The following is a 22,391-nucleotide window of genomic DNA, read 5'->3' as shown; positions in this document are numbered from 1 at the left end:
CGCCGTGTCGACGCCGCTGCCCGCGGCCCGTCTGTTAGGTGGTCGCCGATGACCGGCCGATCCGGGGCCCGGCCACCGGACCTTCCCGGCGCATCGCACCGATCAGGAGTTGTGCCGGTCGCGATCGGCGTCGGTATGCGACCGGGCGCGGCCTCCGCGGCGATTCTGGCCGCCGTCCGGCACGTGCTCGACGACGCACCCCTCGTTTGCCTCGCCACCATCGACCGGCGCGGCGACGAACCGGGCCTTCGGACAGCCGCCGAAGAACTGGGAGTCCGCGTGCGCACCTTCACCGCAGCCGAATTGGATGCCGTCACGGTGCCCACACCGGCGGCCCGCACCAAGGCGGCGGTGGGTGCAGCCGGTGTCGCCGAGGCCGCGGCCGTTCTCGGATCGAATGGAGGAGTTCTGATGCGCGCCAAAGAGATTCACGGCGATGTCACCGTGGCGGTGGCGCGCATCGGCTGAACAGGGCTGCACTGGGACTGTCGCCGCGCCCAGGCACACGCCAGGACCCGGCCCCTGGTGCGACGGCCGCGCGCTGCGATGGCCGCCGCGACAGGCGTCGCCGAGGCTGGGGCCGTCTTCGGGTCGAACGGGGGAGTTCGGATGCGTGACCAAGAGATTCACGGCGATATCGCGCTGCCGTGGCGCGCCTGCGCTGAACGGGCTCACAGGGGCCCGTCGCCGCGCCCTGGTCCACGCCGAGGCGCGGCGCGCAGATCAGGGCGCCACGGACGACCAATCGGCGAACCCGGTGGGATCGTGGCGTCCGAGGGAGGCGTGTTCGAACAGACCCCAGCCCTCGGCGGAACCGCAGCGGGCGTGCGCCACGTGATCGATGACGCCGAAGGGGACGCGGGCGGCGATCGCGGGGTCGGTGAGGTCGTAGCGGCGGGACTCGGACCAGTCGCGGCCCTTCCACTGACCGTGCAACCAGTCGGGGTCGCCGCCGTAGCCGCAGCCGACGTGCAGCGGGACGCCGGCGCTCGGGGTGATCTCGACCTCCAGCGACTTGCCGTCCGGTGTGGTGAGATCGAGCCGCGCGGCGACGGGAATCCTGGTGCCCGAACGGTATCGGATGCTGACGCGCGGCCAGCCGAGCTGTTCGGTGCGGCCGTCCGGCCAGACGCGCACCGCGTCGTTGAGGGTGCGCCTGCCGTCCGGTTCCTCCTGCACGATCACCACGATCGCGAAATCGTCGAAACGCAGCGGCACGTACAACCACCAGAAACCGCCGGAGGGCTCGGCGGCGGCGCGTCCGGGCGGCTCCGTCTCACCGATCGGCCGGATGCCCCAGGAGCGGTCGCGGGTCCCGGTCCACACCGCGGGGTCGACCGTGATGTCCGTGCCGTCCACGCTCAGTGTCCCCGCCCACGAACCGACCTGCGCGAAGCGGGACGCCTCGATGATGGGCCTGCTGCCGTTGAGGATCAGATGCGGTTGTTCCTGCACGGCGGGGAAGGCTCCGGTCCAGGTGAGATCGCAGCTCAGTTCGTCGTGTTCGCAGACGACGCGCACCCGCTGCAGCGGTTCGAGCACCTCGACGCGGTACCCGCCCACCTTCATGTCCAGACTGCGATCACCGAGCGCGTCGGAGAAGCGCACCGAGCGCACCTCGTCACCGCGGCGGACGGCGACGTAGGCGTCGGTCACCCCCAGGTTCGGGTAGACGCCGAGCCCGCTGATCAGCAGGGTGCCGCCGTCGCGGTCGTGGGCGTTGAAATAGCTGCGGTCGTAGAAGTTCCGGTCGCTGGTGCCGACCCTGGTCATCGGGAGCGGGGTCTGGTGGATCGGGTATTCGTCGAGCGGCGCGGGTGTGGTCACGGTGTTCCTCATGTCCAGTCGTAGGTTCCGTCGAGCAGCGCCTCCAGGCTTGCCCGGTGCATCACGTAGTCGTCCCGGTCGGGAGTGTCGGTGTCCTCGCCGAAGTGGATCATTCTGCGCTTGACCCTGGCCATCACGATCGCGTGCCGCAGCGCGGCGTAGACCAGGTAGAAATCCAGGTCGCGCACCGTATAGCCGGTCAGCTCTTGGTATTTCGCCACCACCTCGGAGCGGCGCAGGAAGTCGGGCAGGCCCGGCTGGTCGAAGCGGGTGGCGAGATCCTGGAAGAACCGGTGGATGAAGACGATCCAGGCGATGTCCAGCTCACGCGGACCCAAACCGGCCATCTCCCAGTCCAATACGGCGACCGGCTCGAACCCGTCGTAGATGATGTTGCCCGGCCGGGAGTCGCCCCAGGACAGCACGTCCGGACCGGGGTCCTCCGGCCAGTGCGCGTCCAGCCAGTCGAAGGCGCGCTCGATCAACGGGACCGGATACCCGTCGTCGGCCAGCGCCCAGCGGTACCAGGCGCGATGCCAGTCCACGTGCCTGCGCAACGCCTGCCCCGGCCCGTCCAGCATCGGGAAACGGCTCGCCGGGTCCGGGATGGCGTGGATCTTCGCCATTACGGCGAGCGTCTTGGCGGTGAGCAGCGCGCGTTCGGCGGGTTCGGCGTCGAACAGCCAGCCGTAGAAGACATACGGCGGGTTGTCGGCGGGAACCCGTCCTTCGATTCGGCGCATCACGAAAAACGGTGTGCCGAGCACGCTTTCGTCGGTCTCCAGCCAGCACAGCGGCGGCACCGGCACGTCGGTGGCGGCCGCGACCCCGGCCATCACGTGGTACTGCTTGGCCAGATCGTAGGTCTCGAAGACCGGGAAATCGGCGGCGCTCGGGGCCAGCCGCGCGACGAACGAGCCGCCCTCGTCGCGGCCGTTCACCCGCCATTCGGCATCGAAGAGCACCGAGGCGCTCGACATCCCGGAGCCCTGCGGCAGCGTCAGCTCGTGGACGCGCGGCGGCTCGTCGGCCGAGACCTTGCCCGCGAGCCAGCGCGACAAATCCTCGGTGAGTCCCTGTAGATCGCGTTCGCTGATAGTGAGCTGGCGCCGCTCGGTCGGATCGGGCTCGTCGGCCATCATCGTCCTCCTGTAGTCGGGCGGCGGGCCGCCCACCACCCGGCAATTCCGCCCGGGATACGTGACTGTAACGCGTTCTAATTCGGTGTCGCCGGGAATCGTCGGGAATAGTTCGCTGACCGAACTCCGGGGTTGACAGGGGTCGCCCTCATCCTTCTGGAGTACCGCGGCTACCCCGTGCGACGGAGCTGGAAATCGGGATGCCGCCGGAAGCGCCGAGGCGGCCCGCGCGGCTACCTTCGCTCACGGAAAGTCACCCAGGGCAGCGAGGAGGGATTCGTGCGGCAGCGCGACGGGCGAACCAGGCGCAGCGTCTCCGAGTGTCGGCGAGGTGCTGCCGTGCGGAATCGCAGCGAGGGGACCATCAGCGCAGTGCCCCGGCGCAGCGGTGTCGAGCATCGGCGAGGGGCGGCTCTGCGGGAGCGCGACGGGCGAACCATGAACTCGGCGTCCGCGGGCACGGCGGTGCCGAGTGTCGACGAGGTGTCGCTGTGAGCGCCATCGGTACGGAGGTGCTGGAACGAGACCGCGAGGACGTGGTCGATTCGTCGCCCCGGTGGTCGCTACCGGCCCGCATCGGCTTCCGGTTCTGTTTCGCCTACCTGCTGCTGTTCTGTCTGACGTTCGCGCAGATCCTGTTCGTCTTCACCGGTGTCGCCATGCGCTGGCTGCCGGAATCGGCGATCCGATGGCAGATGGACGTGGTCGAGCCGGTGGCCCGATGGACGGGCGAGCACGTCTTCGGCGTCGACGCGGTGATTCACGAGAGCGGTAGCGGTGACCAGACCATCATCTGGGTGCTGATCTTCTGCCTGCTGGTTGTCGCCGCCGTCGTCACCGTGACCTGGTCGGTACTGGACCGTCGCCGCGCAGGCTACGGCGCCCTCGGCGGGTGGTTCGTCACCTTCCTGCGGCTCTGCCTCGGCGGGCAGATGCTCTGGTACGGCTTCGCCAAGGCGGTGCCGAACCAGATGCCCTACCCGTCGCTGACGCGACTGCTCGAGCCCTACGGCAACCTCAGCATGACCGAGGTGCTGTGGAATCAGGTCGGCGCGTCGCCGTCCTATCAGGTGCTGCTCGGCATCGCGGAAGTGCTCGGCGGCCTGCTGCTGTTCTGGCCGCGCACCGCGACCGTGGGGGCGATGCTGAGCCTGGTGAGCATGGCGCAGGTCTTCGTGCTGAACATGACCTACGACGTGCCGGTCAAGATCCTGTCCTTCCACCTGATGCTCATCGCGCTGGTGGTGCTGGCGCCGCAGGCCAGGCGGCTGGCGAATGTGCTTGTGCTGGAACGGTCTTCGGAACCGGCCACGCAGCCGTCGCTGTTCCGCTCGGCGCGCGCCAACCGGATCGCCGCCGCCTTGCAGGTGGCGCTCGGCCTGTGGACGTGCTCGGGCGCCGTGTACACCGCGGGGGACTCCTGGCACGAATATGGTTACGGCGCACCGAAGCCCGCGCTGTACGGCATCTGGAATGTCACCGAGTTCACCGTGGGCGGCCACCCGCTGCCGCCGTTGACCACCGAGCCGACCCGGTGGCAGCGCCTGGTGTTCGACAAGTTCGCCACCAGCTACCAGCGCATGGACGGCGCGTTCGTGCCCGTCCTCGCCGACGTCGACACCGCCGCGGGCACCCTCACCATGACCGCGCCGTCGACCGCACCGGATGTCGCGCCGACGCGGGTGGCGACCTTCACCTTCGAACGTCCCGAGCCCGACCGGCTCACCCTGCGTGGCGATCTGGGCGGCCGGCCGGTCACGCTCGCCCTGGAAGAGTTCGACCTGAACGACCTTCCGTTGCGCGGCGAGCGATTCCACTGGATCCAGGAGGTTCCGGACCTGAACTGAAAGGGCCGGCCCGCGGGACTGCGGGCCGGCCCAGGGTCAGCGGTGGAGCGGGTCAGCCCTTCATCAGCTCGACCGCGGGCCGTTCGCCCTCGCCTTCGTCCGAGGCTGCCTCGGGCGCGTGCTCGTCCGACGCCGCTTCCGGTGCGTGGGAGCGGCTCGGCAGCAGGACCGCCATCACGATCACGACCAGCGCCAGCACGGCGGAAACCCCGAAGGCCAGGCTCATGCCGTCGAGGTGAGCGGCGACGGGATCGGCGCCCTCGTCGATCAACTGGGTGCTGCGGGTGGACATGACGGTCACCACCAAGGCGGTGCCGAAGGCCGCGGCGACCTGCTGCAGCGTGCCGAGCATGGAGCTACCGTGCGAGTAGAGGTGCATCGGGAGCGCGCCGAGACCCAGGGTGAAGACGGGCGTGAAGGCCGCGGCCAGCGACACCATCATCAGGACGTGCAGGCCCAGCAGCTGCCAGTACGGCATGGTCATCGAGATCTGCGTGAAACCGGCCAGGGACGCGGCGACGCCGATCGAACCGGGGATCACCAGGACGCGGCCGCCGAAGCGGTCGAACAGGCGGCCGACGGTCGGGCCGAGCAGACCCATGGCGAGACCGCCGGGCATGACGAGCAGGCCGGTCTCGAGCGGGCTCAGACCGCGCAGGTTCTGCAGGTACAGCGGCAGCAGGATCATCGAGCCGAGCATCGCGAGGAACGCGATCGACATGAGGATCAGCGCCTTGGCGTAGGTGCTGATCAACAGGATGCGCAGGTCGAGCAGCGGCGTGCCGGTGCGCTGCAGGCGCAGCTGGCGCGCGGCGAACACGCCGATGAGCGCCAGTCCGGCGGCGACGATCAGCGCGGGGCCGGTGACGTTGCCGGACTCGAACCGGCTGAGGCCGTACACGAGGCTGCCGAATCCGACCGCGGCCAACGCCACGCTGGACACGTCGATCGCGCCGGACTGCGGTTCGCCGATGTTCTCGAGTCGCTTCAGCCCCAGCCAGGTGACCGCGGCGGCGATGGGCAGCACCATCACGAACAGCCAGCGCCACGAGCCTGCCTGCAGCACCAGCCCGGACAGGACCGGTCCCATGGCGGGCGCCACCGAGATGGCGAGGGTGACGTTGCCCATGACCCGGCCGCGGTCCTGCTCGGGCACGACCGTCATGAGGGTGGTCATCAGCAGCGGCATCATGACCGCGGTGCCGCCGGCCTGGATGATCCGGCCGAGTAGCAGCACCTCGAACGCCGGGGCGACGGCGGACAGCGCGGTGCCGGCGAGGAAGACGAACATCGCGATCGCGTAGGCACGGCGGGTCGTGACCCGCTGGAGGAACCAGCCGGTGGCCGGGATGACCGCGGCCATGGTGAGCATGAACGCGGTGGACACCCACTGCGCCGACCGTTCGGTGACATCCAGGTCGGTCATCAGGCGCGGGATCGCGTTGATCATGATGGTCTCGTTCAGGATCACCACGAAGGTCGCGAGCACCAACAATAGGATGACGGTCGGCGTCCGCCGCCCGGTCGGACTGGCGGATGGGACGGCGGGCATCGGGTTACCTCCGAGGTGATCGTGAGCGTGCGAAGACGTGTGGCCCGGTGCCGAGTTATCGAGCCGTGTTCCGGCCGCCACACGAGATCAGACGAGAACTGTTGGCGCAACTCATCGGGCGCGGGACAGTATTCCGCTCACCACCGACGAAAATCACTCGATTTTGCCGGGCTCCTGGTGAATCGAGCCATGGAAAAAGCCTGCCGACCAGCGGCTTTCAGCGGAGCGTCTCGGCGATGGTGACGCTGGTCACATCGCGTGGCGCCCTTCGGTCGGCGACTTCGGCCGCTCCCTCGATAGGGGGAGGACGCGAAGAGCTCGCCGTCACCCGCGCGGAAAGCGCTTGCTGCCTCGGCGTCCCCGCGCGGCCGGGTAGCCGAGCCTCGGATAGCCGAGGCCGCCCCACGGTCCCGGCTGGACGTGGGTCGCTTCGACGCCCGGGGTTCGGCGGATGAAACTGTGGATTCGCTTGTGCCGCAACGGTTGCCGGGATGAATGCGAGCACGCGCGGTGCACGAGGCGCGGTGGCGGCCGGTCGTGCGCGAGTAGTGGAGACGTTCCGGTCGGCGCTCGCCTTTCGCACCGCCAGTGGTGCGCCGCGGTGAGCTATCGCTCGGATTCGGCGCGGTTTGCGGCGCTGCGTGCCGACGCCCGCCGGGCAGGCCGTAGGCTCGAACACTGTGCCGAACACGTCTGACAACACCGAGGAACAGGTGGAATCCCACGCCGCCGCCCAGCCTGCGGGCGATCCGAACTACCTGGTGGGGCTCGATCTGAACGGCCGCCGCGTCGTCGTGATCGGCGGCGGAACGGTGGCCCAGCGCAGGCTCGGCCTGCTCATCGCCTCGGGCGCGGACGTGCACGTCATCAGCCGTGAGGTCACCCCGGCGGTCGAGGGGATGGCCACCTCCGGGCAACTCACCGTCACGTTGCGCGCCTATTCCGACGGCGATCTGGAGGGCGCCTGGTACGCGATCGCCTGCACCGACGAACCCGAGACCAACGCCGCCGTCGTCGAGGAAGCCAACCGGCGCTGCGTCTTCTGCGTGCGCGCCGATGTCGCCCGGCTCGGCACCGCGGTCACCCCGGCCACGGCCCGCTACGACGGCCTCACCCTCGGTGTGCTGGCCAGCGGGCAGCACCGCCGCTCGGCTGCGGTGCGCAACGCGCTGCTGGAAGCGCTGCAATCCGGTGTGGTGAGCGATGATTCGTCGCCGATGACCCCCGGTGTCGCGCTGGTCGGCGGCGGACCCGGCGATCCCGATCTGATCACCGTGCGCGGGCGCCGACTGCTGGCTCGGGCGAACCTGGTGGTCGCCGACCGTCTCGCGCCCCCGGAACTGCTGGCCGAGCTGGGACCAGACGTCGAGGTGGTCGACGCGGCCAAGATCCCGTACGGCCGCGCGATGGCGCAGGAGGCGATCAACGCCGCGCTCATCGAGGGCGCGAAGGCGGGCAAGTTCGTGGTGCGGCTCAAGGGCGGTGACCCGTACGTATTCGGTCGCGGCTACGAGGAGCTGGAGGCCTGCGTCGAGGCGGGTATTCCGGTGACCGTCGTCCCCGGCGTCACCAGTCCCATCTCGGTGCCTGCCGCCGCCGGCATCCCGGTGACCCACCGCGGCGTCACGCACGAGTTCGTCGTGGTCAGCGGGCACGTCGCGCCGGATCACCCGGATTCGCTGGTGGACTGGCCCGCGCTGGCCCGGCTGCGCGGCACGCTCGTGCTGATGATGGCGGTGGAGCGGATCGAGCAGTTCGCCACCGCACTGCTGGACGGCGGACGTCCCGCCGACACCCCGGCGACCGTCATCCAAGAGGGCACGTTGCGCACCCAGCGAGTGCTGCGCGCCGACCTCGGCACCGTGGCCGCGCGCGTCCGCGAGGAAGGCATCCGGCCGCCCGCGATCGTGGTGATCGGCCCGACCGCCGGATTCTCCGCGGAGCTCTGACAGGCCGCGAAACAGATGTACCGGGGTTGTCGACGGATCTCGTCCGGCCGCGCCCGCTGTGCGTACTCCGCGTTCGCTCCGACCGTGCGCGGGGTTGCCGACGGGCTTCGTCCGGCGAGGAAGTCGGCGGCGCGGGGCGCTGTCGGGGGCTTCATCCGGTCACGCCCGTGGGAACGGAGCACTTCGGCTATCAATTACAGTGACTCCCTGTGCTCCAGAATCCCGCTGCGACGATGCAGTACCCGGTGACGCAGCGGGCCTTCGGGCTCGCGATCCTAGTTTTGAGCGGGCTGCAACTCATGGTCGTGCTCGACGGCACGGTGGTGATCTTCGCGCTGCCGCGGCTGCAAGATCAGATGGGACTGACCAGCGCGGGCAGTGCGTGGACGGTCACCTCCTACGGCCTCACCTTCGCCGGGCTCATGCTGCTCGGCGGCAGGCTCGGCGACGCGTTCGGCCGCAAACGCATGCTGATCTACGGCGTCGCCCTCTTCACGCTGGCCTCGCTGGCGTGCGGCCTCGCCCAGGGACCCGCGATGCTGATCGCCTCCCGCGCGGTGCAGGGCGCCGGGGCCGCGGTCGCGGCGCCCGCCGCATTGGCCCTGGTGGCAACGACTTTCGCGCCGGGTAAAGCGCGGAACCAGGCGATCGCGATCGTCGGGTCCATGGTCGGCATCGGCTCGGTCGGCGGACTCGTGGTCGGCGGCGCGCTGACGCAGCTGTCCTGGCGCTGGATCTTCCTGATCAATGTGCCGATCGGCCTGCTCATCGTGCTCGGCGCGGTCTACTGCCTGGCCGACACCGGGCACCACCGCGTCGCCCTCGACGTGCGCGGCGCCGTGCTCGGCACCCTTGCCTGCGCCGCCATCGTCTTCGGGGCCACCGAAGGACCGGCGATGGGCTGGACCAGCCCGGCCATCATCGGCTCGCTGATCGGCGGCCTGGTGTTGCTCGTGGTGTTCGTGCTCGCCGAACGCAATGTCGACGACCCGCTGCTGCCGTGGTCGCTGTTCGGCAGCCGTGACCGCGTCACCACCTTCCTGCTGATCCTGCTCGCGGGCGGCGTGCTCGGCGCGATGACGTACTTCGTCGCGCAGTTCCTGCAGAACGTCATCGGCTACGGTCCGCTGGAGGCGGGTGTCGCGTCGATCCCGTTCACCGTCGGCATCGGCATCGGCGGCGCGCTGGCCTCGAAACTGGCGATGATGGTCGCGCCGCGCTGGCTGCTCGCGGGTGCGGCCGTGGTGCTCGCCCTCGGCCTGCTGTTCGGTTCGACGCTCGACCGCGACGTGACGTACCTGCCGACGCTGCTGATCCTGCTGATCGTCATCGGTTTCGGCGTCGGCATCGCGATGGTGGTGGCGCCGCTGTGCGTGCTGGTCGGCGTGCCGCCCAACGACATCGGCCCGCTCGCCGCGGTCGGGCAGATGTTCATGAACCTGGGCACGCCGCTGGCGATCGGCGTGCTGACCCCGATCGCGGTGTCGCGCACGCTGTCGCTGGGCGGCAAGACCGGCAATGTCTCGGGCATGACCTCGGCGGAGATCGACGCGCTCGGCAGCGGGTACACGCTCGTGCTCGCGGTCTGCGCGGGCGTCGCGGTGCTGATCGGGCTGATCGCCCTGACGCTGCGCTTCACGCCGCAGCAGATCGCGCAGGCCCACCACGCCCAGGAAGAGGCGCAGCGAGCCTGAGCGCCGCGCTTCAGAACCGCCCGGCGACCTTGCGCGGGGTGACCCGGACGATGACCCGGGCGGCGTCGTGCACCGAGGCCGGGTTGAAGTCGGCGTACAGCTGGCCGGTGTACTCGAGCGAGAGCTCGTTGGGCAGGGTCTTGTCCGGATCCGGCGTCAGGGTCGCGGTGCCGCGGATCTCGGCGTAGACGTAGGGGTTCTCGGGCGGGTTGATCAGCAGGGTCACCCGCGGGTCCTTGGCGAGGTTCTTGGCCTGCTGACGCTCCACCGTGGTGGAGAACAGCAGGTCGTCGCCGTCGCGCTTCAGCCAGATCACGGTGAGATGTGGTTGCCCGTTCGCGCCGACGGTGGCCACGGTGGCGAACACGTTCGACTCGTCGAGGTACTTCTTCAGGTCATCGGAGAGCACAGCTGTACCGGTCATGTCCCGGTGGAACACCTGGACGCATCCGCGCATTCCCGGCGTGTCCTCGCTCCGCGTCCGAATTTCATCCTTCGCGGTATTCGCTTGTCCAGGAACGGCTTCGGGCCGAAACATGGAAGACCCGGGGGCCTTTGCCCGCCCCCGGGTCTCGGTGTGCCGCCCATGTCGCCTACCGGTATCGGTGGGATCGGATCACTCTCACCGCGACGCGTCCTACGTTTGGACCACCTCCGCATGGGCGCGGAGAGCGGGTTTTGAACCCGCACCTCGTCGCATCGCGTCCGCTCCTCGAGACCCGGTCGTCGGCGGCGAATACTCAATCTGGAGCGATAGTCTGAGTTTGTGCCACGGCTCGCCCGCTCGGCGGCCGGTCCGTGGCTTCAGGCTGATCTTCAGGTTGAGCTTGCGCTCTTCGCGCATCCCCCGCGGCGCGGGGGAGTTCGTGGGGCATCAGCGGAACAGGTAATCGAAGACCACCTTGCCGGTCTTGCGATCGGTGACCTCGGCGGCGTTGGCCTCCTCGCGAGCGAACTTCACCGCCTGCGCCAGCTTCTCGATCCGGCCGACCACCTCGTTGACCCGCCGCGCAGGCAGCGCGCCGGAGAACTTCACCGTCGTCCAGTAGCCGACGGCGATGTCCTCGTAGTACACCTCGACCTGGGCCGGGTGCTTGTCGGTGGCCTCGGCCTTCACGTGGTTGCGCGGCACCTTCTTGGTGCGGATGGTGCGCACGTGCTCGGTGCGCCAGGTGTCGGAGGAATCGTCGAACGCCCAGGCCTCGGCGGCGTCGAGCACCGGGAGCCGCTTCACGAAGGCCAGCAGATCAGCGAGCTGCTTCTCCAGGAACAGCAGGTACGGCACCGGGACGTCGTCCAGCAGCGTCTCTCCGTCCACCACCACATCGGCCGCGGCGGTGCGGTTCGCCCAGTCCTTGGTCGCGGTCACGTCGAACAGCCGGGTCAGCGTGGCGGCGGTCTGCCGCAGCACCTCCTCCGACTTCACCTGGACGCGCGTCGACTCCGGCGGAAGCTGTTCGCCCTCTTCGTCCTTCGGCTGGTAGACGCGCGAGATGCCGGCCAGCAGCGTCGGCTTCTGCAGCAGGTTCTGGGTCTCGGCGAGCTCGCGCAGCGCGCCGCTCTTCACGCCCTTCTCCACCGCGATGATCTGATTCAGCTTGGTCATTCGTCCTCCCCGTCGCGCCGCGACTCCTGTACTCGGCCGCCGGTCGCTCGATTCGTCGTCCGCGACGCCAGATTTCGGTAACCCCCCGTCGTCGCTGCGGCAACGGTACCGGCGCCCCGGCGGGAGCCGCATCCCATTTTCCTTGCGCGCGCCACGGTGGGATTTGTCGTGCGGAGCTCAACACAGCAGATAGCACAAGCACAGCAGCTCGGCGACATGTAGCCCACACACTCTGCGCATAGCGGAAGGCCCGAGCCATCGCGACACACGAGCGGTCGCCGACACGATTCCCGCGGTGCAGTTCGCCACCGCGGTGGTGGTCAGGTGTGCCGCGGTGGCGAATTCCACTGACCGGAGGCGTTGTCGGCGGCCGCGCGGTCGAGAAGACTGGACCGATGTCCTCGAAGGTGGAGCGGGAGCTGCTGGAGCGCTGGACGGCATTGGCCGGGCCCGCGGCCGAGCCTGTCGGAGCCGACCTGGTGCGCCGCTACGGCGAGCCGCATCGGCGCTATCACACCGTCGAGCACTTGGCGGCCATGCTCCGCGTGATCGATGAGCTGGCCGACCAGGCCGATGACGCGACTGCGGTGCGGTATGCGGCGTTCTTCCACGACGCCGTCTACGCCGTCGACCGCGCCGACAACGAGGAGCGTAGCGCCGAACTGGCCGAGGCAGTCCTCGAGAAGCTCGGCGCGCCGACCGAACTCGTCCGCGAAGTGGCACGCCTGGTGCGTCTCACGACCACCCACGACCCCGCACACGACGACCGCAACGGCGGGGTGCTCTGCGACGCCGATCTCGCGGTGCTCGCCGCCGACGAACCCGGCTACGCCGCGTACACCGCCGCGGTCCGCGCCGAATACGCCCACGTACCCGACGATCTGTACCGCGCGGGCCGCACCGCCGTCCTCGAGGCCCTGGCCCGCCAGCCGCGCCTGTTCCACACCGAAATCGCCCGGCACCGCTACGAATCCACCGCCCGCGCCAACCTCCGCCGCGAACTCGCCGCATTGGCCGAGCCGCCCCGCTGAACGCACCCACGTGACGCATACCGTTTGCGCGGCTCGCAGGCGCTGTGCCTCTGTGCTGAGTGTGCGGGCTATGCATCGCCGAGCTGCTGTGCTTGTGCAACCGCGCCGTGATCGCCGTGTCGACCTCGGTCGAGCCCTCGTGCCGAGCTGTCGCGCGCTGGACTGACGCGGTGAGCAGCCTCGCTGAGCGCCCCGTGCGCACGCCTCGCAGCCCCTGTGGTCTCGGCGTGGGGTGTGGAAGGTGTGCGCGCCCAGCCTTGCCGTTCCGCTCCGCTGCGTCGGGCTCGCCATCGGCCGAGCCGCTGCGCTGAGCCTTTCGGCACACACCCTTCGCACTCCGCGCAGGCGCTACGCCTCTGTGCGGAGTGTGCGGGCTATGTGTCGCTGATCTGCGGTGTCTGCACTACCGAGCCGTGGTTGCCGTGTTGAGCTCGGCCTAGCCTCGAACCGAGCTATTTCGCGCTGGTGTCGCGCGCCGCCTCGCTGGGCGTACCCCGGATGCGCAGGCCGTTCACAATCCTCACAGACGATCTAGTCTCTGTGAGGCGTATGGAAGGTCTGCGCACTCGACCTTGCTGCGCCGCTCAGCGCTGGTGCGCTCGCCATTCGGGCCGAGCCGCTGTGCTGGGCCTCATCCTGGTGGCGCGGAGCGTCCGCACGCCTCGTAGGTGTTGCGCGGAGAGTGCGGGCCAGGTGGCGCCCGGGGTGCGGAACAGTGTTGGGGCGCAGATGGTTTCATGTCGGCATGACGACGATTGGATTGATCGGTAGCGGGCATGTCGGCGGCACTGTCGCGCGATTGGCGGTGGACGCTGGGCTGGACGTGGTGCTGAGCAACTCGCGGGGGCCGGAGACGCTGGCGGACCTGGTGGCCGAACTCGGGCCGCGGGCGCGGGCGGCCACCGCGGCGGATGCGGCCGCGGCGGGCGACATCGTGATGGTCACGATGCCGTTGAAGAACTACCGGGAGGTGCCGGTGGAGCCGTTGGCGGGCAAGGTCGTGATCGACACCAACAACTACGCCCCGGCCCGCGACGGCAATATCCCCGAACTCGATGCGGGCGAGGCGACCTCGAGCGAACTCCTGCAAAAGCATCTGCCGACGTCCAAGGTGGTCAAGGCGTTCAACAACATCTTGTTCGCGCACCTGGGCGCGCTGGCCCGCCCGGCCGGTTCCGGCGACCGCTCCGCCCTGCCGATCGCGGGCGACGACGCCGAGGCGAAAGCCGCTGTCGCGCAACTGCTCGACGCGCTCGGCTACGACACCGTCGACCCCGGTCCGTTGCGTGAAAGCTGGCGCTCGGAAGTGAACACCCCGGTGTACGGCACCCCTTACGCTGCGGGCACCCCTTTCTGGGAACACGACCCCGCGCCCGCCCCGGTAGAGACGATCCGCACGGCCCTCGCTGCCGCCCAGCGCTGACAGAGTCGTCGTTCCAACCGTGTGTCGGCTCGTGCCAATTGCGCGCAGAGCCGCCTGGCTGAGTGCGCCTTTCGATACGCAGCCCTTTCACACGCCTCGCAGACGCTGTGGCCTCTGCGAGGCGAACAGAAGGTTTGCGAAGCTTCCGCTTGCCGCGCAGAACGAAATCGCTGATGGCGCCGTGACGCTCGGCAGATCCGGGCGGTGGCGGGCTCAGGTGATGATGAGAAGTTCGGTGGGGGAGGCGATTTCGGTGCGCAGTCCGGCCTTCTCCGCGACCCGGGCCACGGCGCGGATGTCGGCCGGTTCGGCGCGGGTGAGGACGAGCGCGCGGGCCAGCAGGCCCTTGTGGTGCTTGTTGAAATGACTCACCACGGTGCGGGTGCCGTCGGGGTGCTCGGTGAGCACGTTGGCGGTGATGGCGCCGGGGACGCGGCCGAGTTGCTGGTAGGTGCCCGAGCGCAGATCGACGACGAGGTCGCCCGCGGCCTCGGCCAGCAGGGCCTCGGGCAGGACGTCGCGCCAGACCGCCGAGAGGGTGGGCAGACCCGGCAGCTTGGAGCCGCCGGAGAGCCGGTAGGCGGGGATCGGGTCGCCCGCGCGCACCGCGCCGAACAGCGCGGAGCCGATGCCGAGCCGCGCGTACGCCTTGGCGCGCTGCGCCTTGGTGAACGACTTCGCGTCGAGCGCGTCGTAGAGGACGCCGGTGTAGCGCTCCAGCGCGGGGCGGGTCGGGGCCGTGCGCAGCGCCGCGTTCCTGGCGATCTCGGCGTCGGCGCCCTTGCCGAGCCCGAGCGCCGCGCGGGAGGCGTCCGCATCGGCGGCCAGCCGCCCCAGTTCGGTCGCCAGCTTGTGCCGCACCGGCGTGAGCTGCGGCATCGCGAGTGCGTCCAGGTCGAGGGGCAGACCAGCGCCGCCGTCGGACTTGGTTTCGGAGGGAGGGAGCAGCACCAGCACGAAGCGATACCGTACCGGCGCGAGCCGGTCAGGGCCGGAGGCGGTAGCGCAGCGTGACCATGTAGGCCCCCGGCTCGTGCAGAGTTGGGCACCGCGCGAGCCGGTCAGGGCCGGAGGCGGTAGCGCAGCGTGACCATGTAGGCCCCCGGCTCGTGCAGAGTTGGGCACCGCGCGAGCCGGTCAGGGCCGGAGGCGGTGGCGTGGAGTGATCTTGGCCCTGCTCCGCCGCAGGCCGAAATGGATAACGCGTTGCGGACGCCTCGTGGCCGGCGACTACGCTGTGCACCCGTGATCACCCGCCTCTCCCACCTCTTCCTGCGTACCCTGCGCGACGACCCCGCCGACGCCGAGGTGCCCAGTCACAAACTGCTCGTGCGCGCCGGATACGTCCGCCGCGTCGCCCCCGGCGTGTACTCGTGGCTGCCGCTGGGTCTGAAGGTGCTGCGCAAGATCGAGGACGTCGTCCGGGAAGAGATGAACGCCATCGGCGCGCAGGAGATCTCGCTACCCGCGCTGCTGCCGCGCGACCCGTACGAGACCACCAACCGGTGGACCGAATACGGCGACGGCCTGTTCCGGCTGCAGGACCGCAAGGGCGCTGACTACCTGCTCGGCCCCACCCACGAGGAGTTGTTCGCGCTCACCGTGAAGGGCGAGTACAACTCGTACAAGGATCTGCCGGTCACGCTGTACCAGATCCAGACCAAGTACCGCGACGAGGAGCGGCCGCGCGCAGGCATCCTGCGCGGGCGCGAGTTCGTCATGAAGGACTCCTACTCCTTCGACCTCGACGAGGACGGCCTGAAGAACAGCTACAGCGCCCATCGCGAGGCCTATCAGCGCATCTTCGACCGGCTCGGTGTGCAGTACGTGATCGTGGCGGCCACCTCGGGCGCGATGGGCGGCAGCGCCTCGGAGGAGTTCCTGGCCGACAGCCCGGTCGGTGAGGACACCTACGTGATCTGCCGCGAGTCCGGCTACGCGGCCAACGTGGAGGCCGTGGTCACGCCCGCTCCCGAAGCGCAGCCGATCGAGGGCAAGCCCGCGGCCGTCGTGCACGAGACGCCGGGCACCCCCACCATCGCCACGCTGGTGGACTGGGCCAACGCCGCGGGCATCGGCGAGCAGTACGGCAGGCCGGTCACCGCGGCCGACACCCTGAAGAACGTGATGGTCAAGCTGCGCCTCCCGGACGGCAAGACCGAGATCGTCGGCATCGGCATCCCCGGCGACCGCGAGGTCGACGACAAGCGCCTCGGCGCGTCGGTCGAGCCCGCCGAGGTCGAGTTGATCACCGAGGCCGACTTCGCCGCCAACCCGTTCCTGGTGAAGGGCTACATCGGGCCGAAGGCGTTGCAGGAGAACGGCATCCGCTACCTGGTCGACCCCAGGGTGGTCGCGGGTACCTCGTGGATCACCGGCGCGGACAGCGAGGGCAAGCACGTGGTCGGCCTGATGGCGGGCCGCGACTTCACCCCGGACGGCACCGTCGAGGCCGCTGAAGTCCGCGACGGCGACCCCTCGCCCGACGGGCGCGGCACGCTGGTGTCGGCGCGTGGCATCGAGATCGGGCACATCTTCCAGCTCGGCTACAAGTACACCGACGCCTTCGAGGTCGATGTGCTCGGCGAGAACGGCAAGCCGGTGCGGTTGATCATGGGCTCCTACGGCGTCGGCGTGTCCCGCATGGTCGCGGTGGTCGCCGAACAGCAGCACGACGAGAAGGGCCTGCGCTGGCCCGCGGAGATCGCGCCGTTCGACGTGCACGTGGTCATCGCCAACAAGGACGAGGCGGCCCGCGCGGGCGCCGAGGACGTGGTGTCCGGTCTGCACACCCAGGGGCTGGACGTGCTCTTCGACGATCGCACCGCTTCGCCGGGCGTGAAGTTCAAGGACGCCGAACTCCTCGGCATGCCTTGGGTTCTCGTCATCGGGCGCGGCTGGGCCGAGGGCAAGGTGGAGTTGCGTAACCGCTTCACCGGCGAGGCCGAGGAGATTCCGGCCGCCTCCGCCGTCGAAACGGTGGTCGCGAAGATTCGCGGCTGATCCGCTCCGAGATTCTCGTTCGCCGCCCCGGTCCCGCACAGGGACCGGGGCGGCGGCCGTTTTCGACCGAGACCGTCGAGGGCGCACGGCGACGCGCGCTCCAACGCTTGGCGCATGTCGAGTGGGCGTCCGCGCGCTGCTCTCGTCGACTCGGTATCCGGGCTCCGATGCCTTGCGCGTGAGAAGGTGGGGCAGTCACTTTCTCCTTACGCTTCCGTAGGCTGAATTTGCTGATCGCAGAACCGGCAGACCCGCCACACGCTGCTGTTACCCGCTGGTAAGTTAACCGCCATGACAAGCACCGAGGCGTTGTTGTTCAACCCGGCCACCTACGATCCGCAGCACTTCGACGCGGAGACCCGGCGGTTGCTGAAGGCCACCATCGAGTGGTTCGAGAGCCGCGGCAAGCGGCAACTGCTAGCCGACGACCAGAGCGCCGTGTTCACCGCCGACTTCCTCGAGTTCGTCGCGAAGGAGAAGCTCTTCGCGACGTTCCTGACCCCCGCGGCCTACGCCGACGGCGATTCGAACCGCCGCTGGGACGCCGCGCGCAACGCCGCGCTCTCGGAGATCTTCGGCTTCTACGGCCTGGCCTACTGGTACGCCGAGCAGGTGACCATCCTCGGCCTCGGGCCGATCTGGCAGAGCGACAACGAGGCGGCCAAGCGCCGCGCGGCCGCCGACCTAGCCGACGGGCAGGTGATGGCCTTCGGTCTGTCCGAGCAGTCGCACGGCGCCGACATCTACAACACCGACATGGTGCTCACGCCGACCGAGCCGGGCAGCGCCGACGCCGAGGCCGGAATCCTGTTCCGCGCCAACGGCGTCAAGTACTACATCGGCAACGGCAACGTGGCCAGCATGGTCTCGGTGTTCTCCCGCCGCGGCGACATCGAGGGTGCGGACGGCTACATCTGGTTCGCCGCGGACAGCCGCCACGAGAACTATCACCTCATCGACAACGTCGTGGCCGAGCAGATGTACGTGAGCACGTTCCGGCTGGAGAACTACCCGGTGCGCGCCGAGGACATCCTGCACACCGGGCCCGAGGCGTTCTCCGCGGCGCTGAACACCGTCAACGTCGGCAAGTTCAACCTCTGCCACGGCGGCATCGGCATGGTGGAGCACTCCTTCTACGAGGCCATCACGCACGCCAACAACCGCGTCCTCTACGGCAAGCACGTCACCGACTTCCCGCATGTGCGCGGCAATTTCGTGGACGCCTACTCCCGCATCGTCGCGATGAAGCTGTTCAGCGACCGGGCCGTCGACTACTTCCGCACCGCGAGCCTGGACGACCGGCGCTACCTGCTGTTCAACCCGATGACCAAGTCGAAGGTCACCTCCGAGGGCGAGGTGGTCATGACCCTGCTGCTGGATGTGCTCGCGGCCAAGGGATTCGAGAAGAACACCTACTTCAACGAGGTGCAGCGCCTGATCAACACCCTGCCCCGGCTCGAGGGCACGGTGCACGTGAACGTCGGCCAGATCCTCAAGTTCCTGCCCAACTACCTGTTCAACGCCAAGGACTACCCCGAGGTCGGCACCCGCCTGGACGCGGCCGACGACGAGTTCTTCTGGCGGCAGGGCCCGGCCCGCGGCGCGGGCCGGGTGCAGTTCGCGGACTGGAACCCGGTGTACGAGAAGCACTCCGACGTCGCGAACGTGGCGCGCTTCTACGAGCAGGCCAAGGCGCTGCGTGAGCTGCTCGCCACCGCGGCTCCCGACGAGGCACAGCAGCAGGACCTGGACTTCATGCTCACCATCGGCCACCTCTTCTCGCTGGTGGTGTACGGCCAGCTGATCCTGGAGCAGGCCGCGATCACGGGTCTGGACCGCGACGTGCTCGACCAGATCTTCGACTTCCAGATCCGCGACTTCAACACGCACGCCACCACGCTGTACGGCAAGGCGTCGGCTACCTCGGCGCAGCGTGAGTGGGCCGTGGCTGCGCTGCGCACCCCGAGCGTGGACCGGGAACGCTTCGACCGGGTGTGGGCGCAGGTGGCGTCCTACGACGGCGCGTACGAGATGCGTCCCTGAGTGAGCCGGGTACGGCCGAGTTCGTCTCGGCCGTACCCGATTTCGGCCGCGTCGCACCGGTCCGGATCTGTCCGCCCGAGGCGCTCGGCGCGGATGTGTGCGGCGCGAGGCTCGACGGTGCACGAGGCTTGCCGGGATTGCGTTGCGGCGGGTGACTTACCGAGCGTGGCGCTACTCGCCGGGGTCGGCGTTCGGCGTGGAACCTGTCGAGAGCGCCGCTCGGCTCATGGCTTGCCGGGGAAAGCGGCGGTCGGCGGGGTCGCGCCGAGGATCGCCTGCCAGGCGGCCGCGCGCAGCGCGCATTCGGTCAGCCCGTCGATTCCGGTCCGGCGCGCCTCCCCGGATTCGCCGTGCTCGACCACCGCGCGCCAGGCGACGGCGGTGTCGTTCTCGACGGTGACGGCCAGCCGGGCGGCGGCCACGGGATCGTCCACCGGGAACGGGATGGTGTACGCGGGTTCGGGCGGCGGCGCGGTCGTCCCCGCCGCACGGAGCGCGTCGACGGTGGTGTCGCGGCGGGCTCGGTGCGCGGCGGTGTTCTCGGCGATGAGGCGGTCGCGGTCGGGCGAGGCGAAGGCCGCGATCACACCGTAGGCATAGACCGCGGCGTATTCGGCGGCGAGCGCGCCGAGCAGGGCCTGGCGTTCGGCGTCGGTCATGCCAGCAGCACCCCCGCGTGGACGGCGCAGGCCGCGCTGATCGAGGCGAGCAGACCCGCGCGGTAGGCGGACTGCGTCACGGCGAGATCGGCCGCGGACTTGCGCGAGCGGGCGAGCTGCTCGCGCAACTGGTCGACGCTCGGCGGCGAGATCGGTGGCACGGCCGTACCTGTCGCCTCGGGGCCGGTCGTGCTCGCGGCGAACGGTGCGGCCAGGTCTTTGGTCTTGCGGGCCGGGGTGGTCCCGTCGCCGTAGACGCCGACCACGCGGGCGATTTCCGCGCGCAACGCGTCCGCGTGCGCGGTGCGTTCGATCGCGATCGTGCTCAACGCGGTCTGCCGCTGCGGGGCGAGCGCGATCGCCGCGGTGGCCGCGGCGGCGTCGGTGCGGGCCATGACCTCTTGTGCGGCAAGCGGATCGGGCTCGTGTACGGGCTCGTCCGCGCAGCCCGCGGCGGCGCCGAGCGCGAGTGCGCCGACCGTGCCGCCGCCCGCGAGCCGCAACGCGGTGCGGCGGTCGACCAGCGGGACACGGTGCGCGACGGTGTCCTGGGAGGTGTGCCGGTCGACCCGGCTGCCGAAGGTGCGCCCGGCTCGTGGCGGGGCGGGGAGGCGGAGGGGCACGGCACTATCGTGCCAGACCGGTCCGACCGCTCCGACCATCCCGAGGGCGGCCCGCGCGACCCGCTGCGCGCGCCGGGGACCCGGGACGCTTGCCGCGGGCCGATGGTCCTTTACACTCTCGTGGCGCGTTACGCTAGACCTTCGGTACAGAAAATTCCGACCGCGTCACAACTGAACCAGGAGCCGCCCCACATGCCGATGCCGACCGAGGAAAGGGTGAGCCAGCTCGTTGCTGGACTCGTCGAACGCCGGGGATTCGACCTCGAGGGCGTCGATATCTCGACGGCAGCCGGGCACGCGGACGCGCAAGCCAAAGTCAAGGTCACCGTCGACAGCGACGGTACCGCCGACCTCGACACCATCGCCACCCTCAGTTCGGACCTCTCGCTGCTGCTCGACGACGCGGGCGATTTCGGTGAGACGCCCTACCTGCTCGAAGTGTCGACGCCCGGCATCGACCGCCCCCTCACCGCCGACCGGCACTGGCGCCGCGCGCAGGGCCGCAAGGTGCGCGTCACGCTGAGACCGGGGGCCGAGCCACCGGAACCGGGCGGCTCGGCGCGGTTCGAGGCGCGGGTGGGCGCGCTGGGGCAGGATTCGGTGGCGCTGGTGTTCGGCGGCAAGCGCAATCCGCACCGGGTGCACGTGCCGCTGGCCGATATCGCCGACGCCGTCGTCCAGGTCGAGTTCTCCCCGCCCGGCGCGCGGGAGCTGGAGCTGGCGGGCGGAGTGGCGCCAGGTCGGCCGAGGCCAGGGCACGACGACGATGCCCTCGCGGTCGACGATGCCGCAGATGTCCGAGGAAACACCGAAGCATTACCTGTAACAGCGTCCGATTCGACCGAAGGGATCGTGGAATGAACATCGAAATCGAAGCCCTGCGCGCGATCGTGGCCGACAAGGGGATCTCGATCGAGACGGTGATCTCCGCGATCGAGTCGGCGCTGCTGACCGCGTATCGGCACACCGAGGGCCACCAGCCCAACGCGCGTATCGACATCAACCAGAAGACCGGCGTGGTGCGGGTGATGGCCCGCGAACTCGACGCCGACGGCAACGTGATCTCCGAATGGGACGACACCCCAGAGGGTTTCGGCCGGATCGCGGCGACCACCGCGCGCCAGGTGGTGCTGCAGCGGTTGCGCGACGCGGAGAACGAGAAGTCCTTCGGCGAGTTCTCCACCCACGAGGGCGACATCGTCGGCGGCGTGGTGCAGCGCGACGCGCGCGCCAACGCCCGCGGCACGGTGGTGGTCCGCATCGGCAGCGAACTGCACGGCACCGAGGGCCTGATCCCGCCCGCCGAGCAGGTGCCCGGCGAGACCTACGAACACGGCGACCGCATCAAGTGCTACGTGGTCGGTGTCTCCCGCGGCCCGCGCGGACCGCAGATCACCTTGTCGCGCACCCACCCGAACCTGGTGCGCCGATTGTTCGCGCTGGAGGTCCCCGAGATCGCCGACGGCTCGGTCGAGATCGTCGCGGTGGCTCGCGAGGCCGGGCACCGCTCCAAGATCGCGGTGCGCTCCACCGTGCCCGGCGTCAACGCCAAGGGCGCGTGTATCGGCCCGATGGGTCAGCGTGTGCGCAATGTGATGAGCGAACTGGCGGGCGAGAAGATCGACATCATCGATTACGCCGAGGATCCGGCCGCCTTCGTCGGCAACGCGCTGTCGCCGTCGAAAGTGGTTTCCGTCACTATCGTGGACGCCGACGCGCGCGCGGCCCGGGTCGTCGTGCCCGATTTCCAGCTCTCGCTCGCGATCGGCAAGGAGGGGCAGAATGCCCGCCTGGCCGCGCGTCTGACCGGGTGGCGCATCGATATCCGCAGCGACGCGGCCCCCGACGTGGGCGGTGGCGTGCGGACGGAGGCGCATCGCAGTTGAGCGGAGCTCACACCGCGAACAGGGAATCCCGCCCCGGGGATGACATGTTGGTAACTTCCGCGGGGGAGGGGTTCGGCGTTCGGGGCCGGGCAGCGGTACAGTGGTCCAA

Annotated in this window: 19 protein-coding genes; 11 read left to right on the top strand and 8 right to left on the bottom strand. The window is 69.7% G+C overall.

Annotation, left to right across the window (positions count from 1 at the left end; all coding sequences use genetic code 11):
• The first annotated feature begins 111 nt into the window (after positions 1–111).
• Complete coding sequence (locus AC3ERS_RS19120) at positions 112–468, top strand: cobalamin biosynthesis protein (RefSeq protein WP_431969321.1); 357 nt, start codon at positions 112–114, stop codon at positions 466–468.
• Positions 469–723: 255 nt separating this feature from the next.
• Here the strand turns inward: AC3ERS_RS19120 and AC3ERS_RS19115 are convergent, their stop codons facing one another.
• Both AC3ERS_RS19115 and AC3ERS_RS19110 read right to left on the bottom strand, forming a co-directional pair.
• Complete coding sequence (locus tag AC3ERS_RS19115) at positions 724–1,839, bottom strand: Rv3169 family protein (RefSeq protein WP_431969319.1); 1,116 nt, start codon at positions 1,837–1,839, stop codon at positions 724–726.
• Positions 1,836–2,966: a phosphotransferase family protein gene (locus AC3ERS_RS19110; protein WP_431969317.1), complete on the bottom strand. Its 1,131-nt coding sequence runs from the start codon at positions 2,964–2,966 to the stop codon at positions 1,836–1,838. The genes AC3ERS_RS19115 and AC3ERS_RS19110 overlap by 4 nt, the downstream gene beginning before the upstream one ends.
• Before the next feature lie 339 nt (positions 2,967–3,305).
• Between AC3ERS_RS19110 and AC3ERS_RS19105 the strand changes: the two genes are divergently transcribed.
• Positions 3,306–3,461: a hypothetical protein gene (locus AC3ERS_RS19105; RefSeq protein WP_431969315.1), complete on the top strand. Its 156-nt coding sequence runs from the start codon at positions 3,306–3,308 to the stop codon at positions 3,459–3,461.
• Positions 3,458–4,813: a DoxX family protein gene (locus AC3ERS_RS19100; RefSeq protein ID WP_431969313.1), complete on the top strand. Its 1,356-nt coding sequence runs from the start codon at positions 3,458–3,460 to the stop codon at positions 4,811–4,813. Before AC3ERS_RS19105 ends, AC3ERS_RS19100 begins: the two co-directional genes overlap by 4 nt.
• Positions 4,814–4,865: 52 nt before the next feature.
• Here the strand turns inward: AC3ERS_RS19100 and AC3ERS_RS19095 are convergent, their stop codons facing one another.
• A complete protein-coding gene (locus AC3ERS_RS19095; RefSeq protein ID WP_431969311.1) occupies positions 4,866–6,365 on the bottom strand; it encodes an MDR family MFS transporter in 1,500 nt (499 codons plus the stop codon).
• A 713-nt stretch (positions 6,366–7,078) separates the two neighbouring features.
• On the opposite strand from AC3ERS_RS19095, the gene cobA reads away from it, so the two are divergent.
• Together cobA and AC3ERS_RS19085 are read left to right on the top strand one after the other, a co-directional pair.
• On the top strand, positions 7,079–8,314 hold the full coding sequence (gene cobA / locus AC3ERS_RS19090; RefSeq protein ID WP_431969541.1) for a uroporphyrinogen-III C-methyltransferase: 1,236 nt from the start codon (positions 7,079–7,081) through the stop codon (positions 8,312–8,314).
• A 233-nt stretch (positions 8,315–8,547) separates the two neighbouring features.
• Positions 8,548–10,008, top strand: a complete 1,461-nt coding sequence (locus AC3ERS_RS19085; RefSeq protein WP_431969540.1) for an MFS transporter — start codon at positions 8,548–8,550, stop codon at positions 10,006–10,008.
• A gap of 10 nt (positions 10,009–10,018) precedes the next feature.
• Here the strand turns inward: AC3ERS_RS19085 and AC3ERS_RS19080 are convergent, their stop codons facing one another.
• Positions 10,019–10,432 carry a PPOX class F420-dependent oxidoreductase gene (locus AC3ERS_RS19080; RefSeq protein WP_431969309.1) on the bottom strand — a complete coding sequence of 138 codons (414 nt, stop codon included), beginning with the start codon at positions 10,430–10,432 and terminating at the stop codon, positions 10,019–10,021.
• Positions 10,433–10,882: 450 nt separating this feature from the next.
• On the bottom strand, positions 10,883–11,614 hold the full coding sequence (locus AC3ERS_RS19075; RefSeq protein ID WP_431969307.1) for a DUF7873 family protein: 732 nt from the start codon (positions 11,612–11,614) through the stop codon (positions 10,883–10,885).
• A gap of 395 nt (positions 11,615–12,009) precedes the next feature.
• Here AC3ERS_RS19075 and AC3ERS_RS19070 point away from each other — a divergent pair, with 395 nt between their 5' ends.
• Together AC3ERS_RS19070 and AC3ERS_RS19065 are read left to right on the top strand one after the other, a co-directional pair.
• Entirely contained in the window at positions 12,010–12,645 is a 636-nt protein-coding gene (locus AC3ERS_RS19070; protein WP_431969305.1) for an HD domain-containing protein, read from the top strand.
• Between the two features lie 745 nt (positions 12,646–13,390).
• A complete protein-coding gene (locus AC3ERS_RS19065) occupies positions 13,391–14,068 on the top strand; it encodes an NADPH-dependent F420 reductase (protein ID WP_431969303.1) in 678 nt (225 codons plus the stop codon).
• Positions 14,069–14,281: 213 nt separating this feature from the next.
• Here AC3ERS_RS19065 and yaaA read toward each other — a convergent pair whose 3' ends face one another.
• Positions 14,282–15,025 carry a peroxide stress protein YaaA gene (yaaA, locus tag AC3ERS_RS19060; protein WP_431969301.1) on the bottom strand — a complete coding sequence of 248 codons (744 nt, stop codon included), beginning with the start codon at positions 15,023–15,025 and terminating at the stop codon, positions 14,282–14,284.
• A 288-nt stretch (positions 15,026–15,313) separates the two neighbouring features.
• On the opposite strand from yaaA, the gene AC3ERS_RS19055 reads away from it, so the two are divergent.
• Positions 15,314–17,071 (top strand): proline--tRNA ligase, encoded by a 1,758-nt coding sequence (locus AC3ERS_RS19055; RefSeq protein WP_431969299.1) that lies wholly within the window; start codon positions 15,314–15,316, stop codon positions 17,069–17,071.
• Between the two features lie 291 nt (positions 17,072–17,362).
• Positions 17,363–19,114 carry an acyl-CoA dehydrogenase family protein gene (locus AC3ERS_RS19050; RefSeq protein WP_431969297.1) on the top strand — a complete coding sequence of 584 codons (1,752 nt, stop codon included), beginning with the start codon at positions 17,363–17,365 and terminating at the stop codon, positions 19,112–19,114.
• 224 nt (positions 19,115–19,338) lie between these two features.
• Here the strand turns inward: AC3ERS_RS19050 and AC3ERS_RS19045 are convergent, their stop codons facing one another.
• Positions 19,339–19,773 carry a ferritin-like domain-containing protein gene (locus tag AC3ERS_RS19045; RefSeq protein ID WP_431969295.1) on the bottom strand — a complete coding sequence of 145 codons (435 nt, stop codon included), beginning with the start codon at positions 19,771–19,773 and terminating at the stop codon, positions 19,339–19,341.
• Complete coding sequence (locus tag AC3ERS_RS19040; protein ID WP_431969539.1) at positions 19,770–20,297, bottom strand: hypothetical protein; 528 nt, start codon at positions 20,295–20,297, stop codon at positions 19,770–19,772. Before AC3ERS_RS19040 ends, AC3ERS_RS19045 begins: the two co-directional genes overlap by 4 nt.
• 291 nt (positions 20,298–20,588) lie before the next feature.
• On the opposite strand from AC3ERS_RS19040, the gene rimP reads away from it, so the two are divergent.
• On the top strand, positions 20,589–21,257 hold the full coding sequence (gene rimP, locus AC3ERS_RS19035; RefSeq protein WP_431969293.1) for a ribosome maturation factor RimP: 669 nt from the start codon (positions 20,589–20,591) through the stop codon (positions 21,255–21,257).
• Positions 21,254–22,282, top strand: coding sequence for a transcription termination factor NusA (nusA, locus tag AC3ERS_RS19030; RefSeq protein ID WP_068069413.1), 1,029 nt, complete (start codon positions 21,254–21,256; stop codon positions 22,280–22,282). Before rimP ends, nusA begins: the two co-directional genes overlap by 4 nt.
• Positions 22,283–22,391 lie beyond the last annotated feature (109 nt).

It is taken from the genome of Nocardia sp. bgisy134, from assembly GCF_057708325.1.
This window is presented reverse-complemented; position numbering and strand designations above follow the sequence as displayed.